Annotated in this window: 11 protein-coding genes; 2 read left to right on the top strand and 9 right to left on the bottom strand. The window is 71.4% G+C overall.

Features of this window, described 5'->3' with window-relative positions; all coding sequences use genetic code 11:
- Nucleotides 1-234: 234 nt before the first annotated feature.
- The 4 genes from GA0070215_RS22395 to GA0070215_RS22410 form a co-directional block, all read right to left on the bottom strand.
- Nucleotides 235-2046 carry a glycoside hydrolase family 13 protein gene (locus GA0070215_RS22395; RefSeq protein WP_091049445.1) on the bottom strand — a complete coding sequence of 604 codons (1812 nt, stop codon included), beginning with the start codon at nucleotides 2044-2046 and terminating at the stop codon, nucleotides 235-237.
- Between the two features lie 142 nt (nucleotides 2047-2188).
- Entirely contained in the window at nucleotides 2189-3088 is a 900-nt protein-coding gene (locus GA0070215_RS22400) for a sugar ABC transporter permease (protein ID WP_018786057.1), read from the bottom strand.
- Nucleotides 3085-4728: an ABC transporter permease subunit gene (locus tag GA0070215_RS22405; protein WP_091049449.1), complete on the bottom strand. Its 1644-nt coding sequence runs from the start codon at nucleotides 4726-4728 to the stop codon at nucleotides 3085-3087. Before GA0070215_RS22405 ends, GA0070215_RS22400 begins: the two co-directional genes overlap by 4 nt.
- Nucleotides 4728-5978 carry a sugar ABC transporter substrate-binding protein gene (locus GA0070215_RS22410; RefSeq protein WP_091049453.1) on the bottom strand — a complete coding sequence of 417 codons (1251 nt, stop codon included), beginning with the start codon at nucleotides 5976-5978 and terminating at the stop codon, nucleotides 4728-4730. Before GA0070215_RS22410 ends, GA0070215_RS22405 begins: the two co-directional genes overlap by 1 nt.
- A gap of 200 nt (nucleotides 5979-6178) precedes the next feature.
- Here GA0070215_RS22410 and GA0070215_RS22415 point away from each other — a divergent pair, with 200 nt between their 5' ends.
- Nucleotides 6179-7246: a LacI family DNA-binding transcriptional regulator gene (locus GA0070215_RS22415; RefSeq protein ID WP_091049456.1), complete on the top strand. Its 1068-nt coding sequence runs from the start codon at nucleotides 6179-6181 to the stop codon at nucleotides 7244-7246.
- A gap of 312 nt (nucleotides 7247-7558) precedes the next feature.
- Nucleotides 7559-9193, top strand: coding sequence for a glycoside hydrolase family 13 protein (locus tag GA0070215_RS22420; RefSeq protein WP_091049460.1), 1635 nt, complete (start codon nucleotides 7559-7561; stop codon nucleotides 9191-9193).
- A gap of 152 nt (nucleotides 9194-9345) precedes the next feature.
- On the opposite strand, the gene GA0070215_RS22425 is transcribed toward GA0070215_RS22420, so the two are convergent.
- From GA0070215_RS22425 to trpS, 5 genes are all read right to left on the bottom strand, one after another.
- Nucleotides 9346-9789: a hypothetical protein gene (locus tag GA0070215_RS22425; RefSeq protein ID WP_018786052.1), complete on the bottom strand. Its 444-nt coding sequence runs from the start codon at nucleotides 9787-9789 to the stop codon at nucleotides 9346-9348.
- Between the two features lie 73 nt (nucleotides 9790-9862).
- On the bottom strand, nucleotides 9863-10237 hold the full coding sequence (locus GA0070215_RS22430; protein WP_091049463.1) for a GntR family transcriptional regulator: 375 nt from the start codon (nucleotides 10235-10237) through the stop codon (nucleotides 9863-9865).
- Nucleotides 10234-11175: a YhjD/YihY/BrkB family envelope integrity protein gene (locus GA0070215_RS22435; protein ID WP_018786050.1), complete on the bottom strand. Its 942-nt coding sequence runs from the start codon at nucleotides 11173-11175 to the stop codon at nucleotides 10234-10236. Before GA0070215_RS22435 ends, GA0070215_RS22430 begins: the two co-directional genes overlap by 4 nt.
- Before the next feature lie 56 nt (nucleotides 11176-11231).
- A complete protein-coding gene (locus GA0070215_RS22440) occupies nucleotides 11232-11819 on the bottom strand; it encodes a 2'-5' RNA ligase family protein (RefSeq protein ID WP_018786049.1) in 588 nt (195 codons plus the stop codon).
- Nucleotides 11820-11841: 22 nt separating this feature from the next.
- Nucleotides 11842-12867: a tryptophan--tRNA ligase gene (trpS, locus tag GA0070215_RS22445; RefSeq protein WP_018786048.1), complete on the bottom strand. Its 1026-nt coding sequence runs from the start codon at nucleotides 12865-12867 to the stop codon at nucleotides 11842-11844.
- Between the last annotated feature and the right edge of the window lie 13 nt (nucleotides 12868-12880).

The raw sequence follows: 12880 nt of genomic DNA on the forward strand, positions 1-12880 counted from the left end.
CCGCCGACGCCAACGGCGACGGCTTCACCGACCTGATCGGCATCAAGGCCGACGGCACCATGTGGCTCTTCTCCAACAACTACACCCGGGACGGCGGGACGCCGTACGGCGACGTCCGCCAGATCGGCAGCAACTGGGGCGGCTACAACCGCATCGTCTAATCCCTCATGACAGGCAGGCGCGCCCGGCAACCAGCCGGGCGCGCCGCTTGTCCGTTCATGACCCGGACGGCCTCTAGCGCAGGCGCCAGACCTGGAACGTGGGGCCCTCGGCGGAGAGAGTTACCTTGTTGTCGGCGCCGGGGCGCAGGGCGGGAGCACCACCGTAGACGTTGTCGGCGGCGGGCAGGCCGGTCAGGCGGACCGGAGTGCCGGGGGCCCGGCGGGCCAGCACCAGCACCGTCGACGTGGGCGCCTCGCGCAGGAAGACCAGCGTGTCCGCGTCCGCGTGCACCCACCGCAGGCCGCCGTGCCGCAGTGCCGGCTCGTCGCGGCGCAGCGTCAGCAACGACCGGTACGCCTCGAACATGCGCCGGTCCCAGCTCTGCGGCCGGTGCCACGGCATCGGGGTACGCGAGCCCTCCCCGTTCGTACCGGTCAGGCCCAGCTCGTCACCGGCGAAGACCACGGGCGTGCCGGGCATGGTGGCGAGCAGTCCGGCCGCCACCTCCTGCCGGGCCGCGTCGCCGACCACGGTGCGGATCCGGGCCGAGTCGTGCGAGCCGAGCAGCTGCCACGAGTGCGTGTACGACCGCCAGGACACCAGCGACCGGTAGCCGTTCATGGTGGCGAGCACCGCGCTCGCGTCGCGTCGCCGTACCCCGCCCGGGGTGCCGAGGAAGTTCGGCACCGGGTCGTCGCCGTGACGCAGCCAGGACCAGACCGGGTCGGTGAAGCCGACGTAGTTCATCGTCCCGTGCCAGCCGTCGCGGTCCAGGTCACCGCTGTGGTCGTGGCCGTGCTCGGCCAGCAGCAGCCCGTCCGGGCGGGTCTGCGCCACCACCTCGCGCAGCAGCCGCGCCACCTCGTGGGTGTACGCGTCCGCGCCGCGCCGGCCGGTCATGTTCGCCACGTCGACCCGCCAGCCGTCCAGCCGGTACGGCGGGCGCAGCCAGCGGCGCAGCAGCGAGTCCTCGGCGGTGGCGAACCGGCGGCGCAGTTCCGCGCTGCCCCAGTTGAGCTTCGGCAGCGACTTCACCCCGTTCCACGACTCGTAGTCCGAGCCGGGCAGGTCGAAGTAGTACAGCTCGCGTTCCGGCGCGTCGACGTCGGAGACGGCGGCGGTGAACCAGTCGTGGGCGTCGCCGGTGTGGTTGCTGGTGATGTCGCCGAGCAGCCGCCAGCCCCGGGCGTGCACCGCGTCGGCGAGCCGGGCCAGCGCCGCGTCGCCGCCGAGCAGCGGGTCGACGGTGTCGAAGCTCGACGCGTCGTACCTGTGGTTGGAGCGGGCCGGGAAGACCGGCGTGAGGTAGACGGTGTTGACGCCGAGCCGGTCCAGGTGGTCGAGGCGCTCGGTGACGCCGTCGAGGTCGCCGCCGTAGAACTGGCGGGGCGTCTCCGGGCCGCGGCCGACGACCGGGGTGTCCCAGTCGCACGGGATCGCCCAGTCCGGCGGGGTCCGGCCGTCGGCGGCGGCCGAGCGGGCGAACCGGTCCGGGAAGATCTGGTAGATCACCGCGTCGCGGGCCCAGGCCGGCGGCGGGGCGTAGCCGACCAGCTTGAAGTCGCCGTTGTCCGGCACGTCGTGCCCGGCCAGGCCGGCGGCGTTGAGCCAGCGGGTGCCGCGTTCGCCGTCGAGCAGGAAGCGGTAGTTGCTGACCGGGTTGCGGACCTCGACGTCGGCCCGCCACCACACATCGCCGTTCTCGGTGCGGTCGATCCGCGCCTCGGCGAAGCGCGGCTCGCCGTCGCCGGTGGTGCGCACGTGCACCTCGGAGACGCCGGATCCGGCCGGTACCCGGACGAAGACGGGAACAGTCTGTCCGAGCGCGGGCTCCTGCTCCGGGACGTAGGTGGCGGAGCCGTCGTGGTGCGGCTGAAGGGGCATGGTGCTGCCTTTCGCGTCGTACCGACAGGGAGAGGGGGCGGGCACCCGCCGCGGCCGGTTCACCCGACCGCGGCGGTCCGCCCGAGAACCGCTCCGGTGTACGCCGACACGACGCCCTTGCCGCAGCGTGAGCCGAGGAGGCTCAGCCCTTTACCGCTCCGGAGGTGAGCCCGGAGACGATGTAGCGCTGGAGCAGTTGGAACACCAGCACCGTCGGGATCGCGGTGAGCAGCGTGCCCGCCGCGAACATCCCGAAGTTGTTGTTGCGCTCGCCCGCGACCAGGCCGAACATGCCGACCGCGAGGGTCTTCGACTCGGGTTCGGTGAGGAACACGTTGGCGATGATGAACTCGTTGATCGACCCGATGAACGCGAGCAGGCCGGTCACCGCCAGGATCGGCGCCACCAGCGGCAGCATGATCCGGAAGAAGACCTGCACGTGCGACGCGCCGTCCATGGTCGCCGACTCGTCCAACTCCTTCGGCAGCGTGTCGAAGAAGCCCTTCATCAGCCACGTGTTCGCGCCGAGCGCGCCACCCATGTAGAGCAGGAACAGGCCCCACGGGGTGTTGAACCCGATCGACGGGTAGAGGTCGGTGAGCGTGGTGAAGATCAGGAAGATCGCCACGATCGCCAGGAACTGCGGGAACATCTGGATCAGCAGCAGCGCGAGCAGGCCGACCCGGCGTCCGGCGAAGCGCATCCGGGAGAACGCGTACGCCGCGAGCGACGACAGGAAGATCGATGCGAAGCTGGCCACGCCCGCAAGCAGCAGCGAGTTGAGGAACCAGTGGCCGAACGCGGTCTGGTCGAACAGGTTCGTGAAGTTCTCCAGCGACGCCCCGGTCGGCAGCAGCTCGGTGGAGGAGAGCGTGCCGAGCGGGTTGAACGCCGCCGAGATCACGAACAGGATCGGGAAGAGGCTGAACGCCACCGCCAGCACCCCGACCAGGTGCCGCCAGCCGACCTGGGCGAACCAGCGGCCGCGCGAGCGGCGAGCCGGCCGGCGGGTGGCCGCCTGCGTCTGCGCGATGGTGGTCACGAGTACACCTCCTCCTGCTTGCGGGTCCGCCGGAAGCTGATCGCCGACACCGTCGCCACGATCGCGAAGATGAAGATCGAGACGGTGGCGGCCAGGCCGAACTCGGCGCCCTGTGCGCCGAACGCGAGCCGGTACGTGTAGGTGATCAGCAGGTCGGTGGCGCCGTTGGTCGGGTTGTCCGGCGCGAACGGGCCGCCCTCGGTGGTGAACAGGATCGCGTTGACGTTGTTGAAGTTGAACGCGAACGACGCGATCAGCAGCGGCGACAGCGCCACCAGCAGCAGCGGCAGGGTGACCGCCCGGAACGACTGCCAGGGCGACGCCCCGTCCACCGAGGTCGCCTCGGTCAGCTCCCGGGGGATGGCCTGCAACGCGCCGGTGGCCACCAGGAACATGTACGGATAGCCGAGCCACAACTGCACCAGCACCACCGCGATCCGGGCGGACCAGTTGCCGCCGAACCAGTCGACGTTCAGCCCGAACAGGTTGTTGAGCAGGCCGAAGTCGGTGTTGAACATGTCCCGCCAGATCAGCAGCATCGCGAACGACGGCATCGCGTACGGGAGGATCAGCAGCACCCGGTAGAAGTTGGTGCCCTTCATCCGGGGTGAGTGCAGCGCGAGCGCGATCGCCATACCGAGCAGGAAGGTGAAGCCGGTGGAGGCGATCGCGAACGCGAAGTTCCAGGCCAGGGTGCCGAAGAACGGCTTGGAGATGTTCGGGTCGGTGAGCACCGTGCTGAAGTTCTTCAGCCCGACGTCGACCTTCCAGCCCTGGGCGAGGCGTTCCCCGTCGGCGGCGACGAAGGAGCCGACCTTCTCGTCCGCGGTCCACGTCTTGCCGGTCTCGCTGTCCTTGACGCAGTCGCACGCGGCGTCGTACGCCCGGATCGCCTTGCCCTCGTAGGCCCGGGTCAGGCCGTTGGAGCGGATGGCGCCCTCGTCGGTGGGCACGATGAGCGCGGTGATCGCATCGCTGCGGCTGCTGGCCTGCCCGATGTTCAGCAGGGTGAAGCCGTCCGCGGCGGTGATCTTGCCGCTGAGGCTGCTCACCTCGACGTCGGCGGCGTCGAGCTTGCGGAGCCCGTCCGCGTCCCCGGCGAAGACCTCCTGGGTCTTCGGGTCGCTGAGCAGGAAGGTCAGCGAGCCGGTCGCCGGATCGCCGGTGGTGGCGATGGTGAGGTTGTACTCGGTCGAGCCGGGGACCTGCTTCACCGAGGAGGTCTGCACGGCGACGATCGCGTCGTCCTTGCTGCCACGGTGGCCGTCGCCGAAGTTCGTGAACGCGGTGCTCGCGGTGTGGAGCACCGGGAAGACCTGGAAGGCGATGAGGAAGAGCGTGCCGGGGACCAGGTACTTGGCGGGGATGTGCCGGCGGCTCAGGTAGAGGTAGAACAGACCGGCGGTGGTGGCCACCAGGACGCCCAGCCCGATCCAGTGTTCGGCCTCGATGAGCGGGAACGCCGCCCAGATCGCGATCCCGGCCACCAGGCCGAGCAGGACCACCTTGACGACGAGGCCGGTCGCGGTGATCGGCGCGTGTTGCCGCGCGGTACGGGACGTGCGCGGGAGCCCACGGCGTACGGGCTCCCGGCCCGGGGCCTGCGGTGCAGGCCCCGGGCCGGACGGCGGCGCGCTCATTACTTGATCTGACCCTGGATGGTCTTGCCGGCGGCCGTGATCGTCTTGGCCGGGTCGGCGCCGCCGATGATGGCGGCCTCGGCCTTGCCGAACGGGTCCCAGATCGCGGCCATGGCCGGGATCGCCGGGAGCACCTGGCCGTTCTTGCCGGCCTCGGAGAACTTGGCCAGGTCCGCGTCCTCGCCCTTGACCTGGTCGAAGGCGGCGGTCAGCGCCGGCGGGCGCGGCTCGGCCTTGTACAGCGCGACGGCCAGCTCGGGCTTGGTCACGTAGTTGGTGACGAACTCCTGGGCCAGGGCCTTGTTCTTGCCCTTGGCGGCCACGTAGAACGCCTGGACGCCCACGAACGGCTGGGCCTCCTTGCCACCGGCGAAGCCGGGGACCGGGGAGATGTCGTACGCGATGCCGGCCTTCTTGGCGTCGGCCACGGCCCACGGGCCGGAGACCAGGAACGCGCACTTCTTGCCGGTGAAGGTGGCGATGGAGTTCTCGCCGGTGATGGAGCGCTTCAGCGCACCCTCGCCCTTCTCACCCAGCTGGGCGATCTTCTGGAAGGCAGCGATCGACTCCGGCTTGCCCACGCCCAGGTCCTTCGGGTCGTAGTCGCCGTTCGCCGCGGTGCCGAACAGGTAGCCGCCGCCCGAGGTGTAGAGCGGGTAGATGTGGTACGCGTCGCCGTTCTGGCCGGACTGCAGGCAGAGGATCTCGCTGGCCTTCTTCTCGGCCTTGAGCTTCTTGCCGGTGGCGACCAGGTCCTCGATCGTCTTCGGCGCCTCGGGGGCCAGCTCGGTGTTGCGGATCAGCGCGACGTTCTCGGTCGCGTAGGGCACACCGTAGAGCTGGCCGTTGAACGTGACGGCCTTGATCGCGGTCTCGTCGAACCCGGACTTCTGCTCGGCCGGGAGCTGCACCGGGTCGATGGCGCCGTTCTGGACCAGGTTGCCGATCCAGTCGTGCGCGCCGACCACGACGTCCGGGCCGCTGCCCTGCTGCGAGGCGGTGACGAAGTTGGTCTGCAGGTCCTTGGAGACGGCTTGGACCTCGACGGTCACGCCGTTCTCCTTGCCGAACTCCTCGGCGAACGGCTTGAGGGCGGCCGTGCGCTTGTCGTCGGCCCAGATGACCAGCTTGCCGCCGGTCGCCTTGGCGGACTCGTCGGCGGCCGGCTTGTCGCTGCCGCTGTCACCACAGCCGGAGGCGGCGAGCGCCAGGCCGAGGACGGCGACCACACCCGCGGTACGGATGCGCATCGGTACTCCTGTCGTCATGGCGGGCCCGCCGGGGGAAGGGCGGCCCGCCAGTGGAAACCTCTGAAATTTCTTGCTGACCGGCGCGGGGATGCTGCGCCGCTGCTCTCGCATGTTGCGGGGACGTTAGCAAGAGGTTGCAGAGAATGGAAGGGCTTGCAGGAGCGTACGCAAGACTTTGCCTTTGGGCTAAAGTGCCGCACATGCGCGCTCGACTGTCCGACATCGCCCAACAGGCTGAAGTCAGCGAGGCCACGGTGTCGCGGGTGCTCAACGACCGCCCCGGTGTGGCCCCCGAGACCCGGCAGGCCGTCCTCACCGCGCTCGACGTGCTCGGCTACGAACGACCGGCCCGGCTGCGCAAGCGCAGCGCCGGACTGGTCGGCCTGGTCGTGCCGGAGCTGGACAACCCGATCTTCCCGGCGTTCGCCCAGATCATCGAGTCCGCGCTCGCCCCCACCGGCTACACCCCGGTGCTCTGCACCCAGACCCCTGGTGGCGTCCGCGAGGACGAATACGTGGAGATGCTGCTGGACCGGCAGGTCTCGGGCATCGTCTTCGTCTCCGGCCTGCACGCCGACACCGCCGCGGACCACGACCGCTACCGCACCCTGCTGGCCCGGCCGCTGCCGATCGTCATGATCAACGGTTACGCCCCGGGCATCCCCGCGCCGTTCGTCTCCTGCGATGACCGGGAGTCCGCCGAACTCGCCGTCGCCCACCTGGTCGCGCTCGGGCACCGCCGGATCGGTCTGATCACCGGCCCGGACCGGTTCGTGCCGGTGCAGCGCAAGGTCGCCGGCTACAAGGCCGCGATGGGGCGTCTGACCGACATCGCCCCCGACGAACTGGCCGAGCTGACGGAGCTGTCCCTGTTCGGCGTCGAGGGCGGCGAGGCGGCCGCCGGACGGCTCATCGAGCGCGGCGTGACCGGACTGGTCTGCGGCTCCGACCTGATGGCGCTCGGCGCGATCCGGGCCGCCCGCCAGCGCGGGCTGTCGGTGCCGGGCGACATCTCCGTGGTCGGGTACGACGACTCCCCGCTGATGGCGTTCACCGACCCGCCGCTGACCACGGTGCGTCAGCCGGTCGCCGCCATGGCCGTGGCCGCGGTGCGGGCCCTGGTCGACGAGATCAACGGGCACCCCTCCCCGAACTCGGAGTACCTGTTCCGCCCCGAGCTGGTGGTACGCGGTTCCACAGCGGTGGCCCGCCCCGCCGACCCACCCAAGCGCCAGCGCCCCACCCCGTCCCTTCCCATCCCCGCCTGACCCCGCACCCCCTCTCCCCACTCCCCCACTGCCCCGCCCCCTTCTCCCCGTTGATCAAGGAGTTTGCGGCGCAGTCGATCTCCCTCCCGGACACAAACTCCTTGATCACCGCTCAACCCGCCCGGAGTTGGGCGGGGCGGGCGGTGCGGGTGAGTGGGCGTCCCGGGATGCGGGAGGCGGCGCGGGGGGTGGCGCGGGTGATGACGGCCATTTCTTGCGCAAGGAATGCTTGACTCTTGCAGTGTGATGGCGGCATTCTGCTCAGACACCCTGCGCCGCACCAGAAGCCGCCACAGAACGGGACCGACAGCGATGGCCTCCGCCCCCCGCACCACCTCACGCACCGCCGACGACGACTGGTGGCGGTCCGCTGTCGTCTACCAGGTGTACGTCCGCAGCTTCGCCGACGCGAACTCCGACGGTGTGGGTGACCTCCAGGGCATCCGGCAGCGCCTGCCGTACCTGCGGGACCTCGGCGTGGACGCGCTCTGGCTGACGCCGTTCTACACCTCGCCGCAGGTCGACGCCGGCTACGACGTGGCCGACTACCGCAACGTGGACCCGCTGTTCGGCGACCTGACCGACTTCGACGAGATGATCACCGACGCGCACGCGCTCGGCCTGCGGATCATCGTGGACATGGTGCCGAACCACACGTCCAGCGCCCACCCGTGGTTCGCCGCCGCGCTCGCCGCCGGACCGGGTTCGCCGGAGCGCGAGCGCTACCTGTTCGCCGAGGGCAAGGGCGAGCAGGGCGAGCTGCCGCCGAACGACTGGGAGAGCATCTTCGGCGGTCCGGCGTGGACGCGCGTGGTCGACGGCCAGTGGTACCTGCACCTGTTCGACCCGGCCCAGCCCGACCTGAACTGGCGCCACCCGGAGGTGCGGGCCGAGTTCGAGGACGTGCTGCGCTTCTGGCTGGACCGGGGCGTGGACGGCTTCCGGATCGACGTGGCCCACGGGATGATCAAGGCCGAGGGTCTGCCGGACGTCGGCTTCAACTCGATGACCACCGGCCAGCGCCAGTCCGAGCTGCTGGGCAAGGGCCGGCTGCCGTACTTCGACCAGGACGAGGTGCACGACATCTACCGCGCCTGGCGGCCGATCCTGGACAGCTACCCGGGTGGCCGGATGGCGGTCGCCGAGGCGTGGGCGGAGACGCCGCAGCGGCTGGCCCGCTACATCGGCCCGGACGAGCTGCACCAGGCGTTCAGCTTCGACTTCCTCGACGCCACCTGGTCGGCCGACTCGTTCCGCAAGGTGATCGACACGGCGCTGGCCGAGTCCACGATCGTGGGCGCGCCGACCACCTGGGTGCTCTCCAACCACGACCGGCAGCGGCACGTCACCCGGTACGGCGACGGCGAGGTCGGCCTGCGCCGCGCCCGCGCCGCCGCGCTGCTGATGTTCGCGCTGCCCGGCTGCGTGTACGTCTACCAGGGCGAGGAACTGGGCCTGCCGGAGGTGCTGGACCTCCCCGACGAACTGCGTCAGGACCCGGCGTTCCGGCGTACCGGGGAGAGCCGGGACGGCTGCCGCGTGCCGATCCCGTGGGGCGGCGAGCTGCCCCCGTACGGCTTCGGGCCGGACGGCAGCGAGCTGAGCTGGCTGCCGGCACCGGCGACCTGGCGGTCACTGTCGGTGGCCGCCCAGACCGCGGCGCCCGGCTCGACACTGGAGCTGTACCGGACCGCGCTGCGCATCCGGCACGAACACCCGGCGCTGGCCGGTCTGGACGCCATCACCTGGCTGGAGACCGAGCCCGGCGTCCTGGCGTTCCGCCGTACCACCGGGGACGCCGAGGTGACCTGCGTGGTGAACATCAGCGGCGCCGACGTGACGGTGCGCGGCTACGGCCGCCCGCTCGTCGCGAGCGCCGACCTCACCGAGCGGGGCGACGGGCACGTCCTGCCGGTGGACGCGGCTGCGTGGTTCGAACGGCGCTGAGCCGGGTAACCCGCCAACGACCTGGCCGTCCGTTGTGCCCCGCGCCGACGGGCGGCTGGGCTGCCGACCCCTTGTGGTGGGGGGTGAGGTGGCCCCGGCCCCTCGGGAGTGTGCTCCCCGGGGGCCGGCGTCCGTCGGTGGCGCTGAGCGCCTCAGCCGCCCTTCGTGGTGAGCAGCGCGGCGATCCGGGCGAACCCGGCCCGGATCTCCTCCCGGTCGGGTGCCCTCGCCGGCTCGGGCTCCGGCTCGCGCTCGGCGGCCCGCTCCAGTTCCTCGTCGATGACGTCCTCGAAGTCGCCGTAGAGGTCCGCCTGGTCGACCTGCGCCGCCTCGTCCTCGGCCGCGATCTGCGCGACCGCGATCTCGCCGCGGATCTCCTCCGGAGTGAGCGCCGGCAGCAGCGGCTCCACCACCGCCATCAACTGTTCGTCGGCCACCACCGCCTCGGCCAGCGCCAGCGCGTGTGGTCGCTCGTACGGGCCGCAGACCACCGGCTCCCAGTCGTCCTCGGCGCCGAGCGGGCCGAACGTGATGATCCACGGCAGGCCCCGGATCGGGGAGTCGTCCGGCAGGTCCAGTGTCACGAGTGCGCCCACCGGCCCATCATGGTCGGCACGCATCGGCCCGGGGAACGCAATCATCCGACTCTCCCCGCTTCGGGGACCACGCTCAGCCACGCGTACCGGCGTCCAGCGCCGCACGGACCAGAGCGACCGCCCGCTCCGGCGGGACACCCAGGCGGCGCGCCTGCTCGGCGTACTCGGCGGCGGCCCGCTGCAGCCGGTCGGTGGCGTCGTCCCGGCCGGGTGCGACCACGGTGCCGTGCCGGCCCCGCGTCTCGACCAGCCCGGCGCCCTCCAGTTCCCGGTACGCCCGCGCCACCGTGTTGACCGCCAGCCCCAGGTCGGCGGCGAGCTGCCGCACCGCCGGAAGCCGGGTGCCCACCGGCAGCCGCCCGTCACCGATGCGCGCGGCGAACTGCGCCCGCACCTGCTCGTACGGCGGCACCGCCGACTCGGCGTCGATCCGGATCCGCGCGCTCATCCCGCTCCCCCCGGTGTGCCCGGTTCGGTCTCCTCGTCGAGCACGTCCGCCTCCACGTCCACCTCCCGGGCACCGCCCTCGGCCAGGTCCACCACCCGGCCGTACCGGCTGGTGGCGGCGAGCGCGGCACCGAAGAGCACCAACTGGTTGAGCAGGTAGAGGTAGAGCAGCAGGCCCACGGCGGTGGCGACCACGGTGTACGCGGGGTTCCGCTCGGTGCGTACCACGTAGTAGCGCCCCACTGTGTTGAGCAGGGTGATCCCGACGGCGACGGTCAGCACCGCCGGGCGCAGCCGGCGCCGGCTCATCCGCAGCCGGGGCACCGCCAGCAGCAGCGCGGCGGCGAGCACGGCGTTCACCAGCACGCTCAGCACCGCGCTGACGGTGGTCAGGCCCACCGAGCCGGTGCTGCGCAGCAGGAAGCGCAGCAGCGACTCCAGCGCGTCCACGGCGGCGACCGAGACGAACAGCAGCACGAAGACCGCGACCAGCACGCCCAGGTCGACCAGGCGCCGCACCACCAGGTTGCCGGGCTGCTGGTTGAAGCCGTACATCAACCGCTGCGAGGAGCGGATGGCCTCCACCCAGCCGATGCCGGTGAAGACCAGGATGACCAGGCCGACCACGCCGACGGTGCCGCTGCTCTCGGCGATCTGCACCGGGTCGAGGAAGGGCAGGTTCTCCTGCAGGAAGTGGGCCGCGCCGCGGCTGACCTCCTCGTTGTCCCGCAGCACCGCCCCGAAGATCCAGTACGCGACGAGCGCGAGCGCGAACACGGCGAAGAAGCCGTAGTAGGCGATGGCGGCGGCGAGCCGCCCGGCGAGCAGGTCGGCGTAGAGCGTCCCCGCCCGCCAGACGTGGTCGAAGACCGACGAGCGGCCCCGGGCCGCGTCGATGCGGCGCCCCGCCGCCGCCTCGATCCGGCCGAAGACATTCACCCCGTCATCCTCGCCGATCTCCGCCCGTGGCGGAGGGGCCCCGGCCGGTCGGATGTTCAGCTCCGGCCGCCGAGCCGGAAGTCGCGGCGGGGCTGCCACCGGGTCGCCCCGCTGTGCGAGAACAGCGTGAACGCCTCCACCTGGAACAACGCGGAGAAGTCGGCCAGGTCCTCGTACGCCTTGTCGAGCACCTCGGCCGGCACGTCCTGCGCCACGGTGACGTGCGGGTGGTACGGGAAACGCAGCTCGCGCCGCAGCTCGGGAGCCGAGTTGATCGCGGCGGCCAGCAGTTCGCACTCGCTGATCCCGGCCGCCACCGCCACGAACACCACCTGGGTGACCGGACGGAACGTGCCGGTGCCGCGCAGGTGCAGCGTGAACGGCAGGTGCGCGGCGGCGACCCGGTCCAGGTGTTCCTCGACAGCGGGCAGCGCGCGTACCGGGATCTCGGTGGGCCCGAGGAGGGTGACGTGCGCGGGGACGGCGAGCGGGTCGCCGGCCTCGACCCGGCGGCGGGTGAGCAGCCCACCCCAGGGCTCGGGGACGTCGACAGCGATCCCGATCTGGATCGTGTCCGCGCCGCCGGGCGCCGTGCCACTGCCCGCCACGTCGCGCGCCACCCCTCCGGCCACCGGCTGCGTCACCCGTTCCCGCCCGTCCGGGCCGTTACTCGAACCGCACCGGCGGGAAGAAACCGACCCGCTCGTACGCGTCCCGCAGCGTCCCGGCGGCCACCGACCGGGCCTTCTCCGCGCCCCGCGCCAGCAGCTTGTCGAGCTGGGCCGGGTCGTTCAGGTAGGCGTTCGTACGTTCCTGGATCGGCGTGACGAACTCCCGCACCACCTCGGCGAGGTCCTTCTTCAGGTCGCCGTAGCCCTTGCCGTCGTACGCGGCGACCAGGTCGTCGATGGAGCGGCCGGACAGCGCCGAGTAGATCGTCAGCAGGTTGCTGATGCCCGGCTTGCCCTCGGCGTCGAAGACGATCTCGCGGCCGGTGTCGGTGACCGCCGAGCGGATCTTCTTGGCCGAACGGGCCGGCTCCTCCAGCAGGTCGATGATGCCGGCCGGGGAGGACGACGACTTCGACATCTTGGCCGCCGGATCCTGGAGGTCGGTGATCTTCGCGGTGTCCTTCACGATGTGCGGGGAGGGCACGGTGAAGGTGCGGCCGAACAGCGAGTTGAACCGCTGCGCCAGGTCGCGGGAGAGTTCCAGGTGTTGCCGCTGGTCCTCGCCGACCGGCACCGCGTTCGCCTGGTAGAGCAGGATGTCGGCGGCCTGGAGGATCGGGTACGTGAACAGGCCGACGCTGGCCCGCTCGCTGCCCTGCTTCTGCGACTTGTCCTTGAACTGGGTCATCCGGCCGGCCTCGCCGAAGCCGGTGATGCAGCCGAGCACCCAGGCCAGCTGCGAGTGCTCGGGCACCTGCGACTGCACGAACAGCGTGCTGCGCTCCGGGTCCAGGCCGAGCGCGAACAGCTGCGCGGCGGCCAACCGGCTGCGGCGCTTGAGCACCGACGGGTCGTGCCCGGCGGTGATCGCGTGGAGGTCGACCACGCAGTAGTAGGCGTCGTGGCTGTCCTGCAACGCCACCCAGTGCCGCAGCGCGCCCAGGTAGTTGCCGAGGTGGAACGAGTCGGCCGTCGGCTGGATGCCGGAGAAGACGCGCGGGCGGGCGGGTACGTCGGACATGGCGGCAATTCTG

The sequence above is a fragment of the Micromonospora marina genome, from assembly GCF_900091565.1.
Lineage (GTDB): Bacteria > Actinomycetota > Actinomycetes > Mycobacteriales > Micromonosporaceae > Micromonospora > Micromonospora marina.

Bases quoted from the DNA above. Each gene is read 5' to 3' on its own strand.
- GA0070215_RS22420 (WP_091049460.1), top strand. From the start codon at position 7,559: ATGGCCTCCGCCCCCCGCACCACCTCACGCACCGCCGACGACGACTGG.
- GA0070215_RS22430 (WP_091049463.1), bottom strand. From the start codon at position 10,237: ATGAGCGCGCGGATCCGGATCGACGCCGAGTCGGCGGTGCCGCCGTAC.
- GA0070215_RS22410 (WP_091049453.1), bottom strand. From the start codon at position 5,978: ATGCGCATCCGTACCGCGGGTGTGGTCGCCGTCCTCGGCCTGGCGCTC.
- GA0070215_RS22395 (WP_091049445.1), bottom strand. From the start codon at position 2,046: ATGCCCCTTCAGCCGCACCACGACGGCTCCGCCACCTACGTCCCGGAG.
- trpS (WP_018786048.1), bottom strand. From the start codon at position 12,867: ATGTCCGACGTACCCGCCCGCCCGCGCGTCTTCTCCGGCATCCAGCCG.
- GA0070215_RS22405 (WP_091049449.1), bottom strand. From the start codon at position 4,728: ATGAGCGCGCCGCCGTCCGGCCCGGGGCCTGCACCGCAGGCCCCGGGC.
- GA0070215_RS22415 (WP_091049456.1), top strand. From the start codon at position 6,179: ATGCGCGCTCGACTGTCCGACATCGCCCAACAGGCTGAAGTCAGCGAG.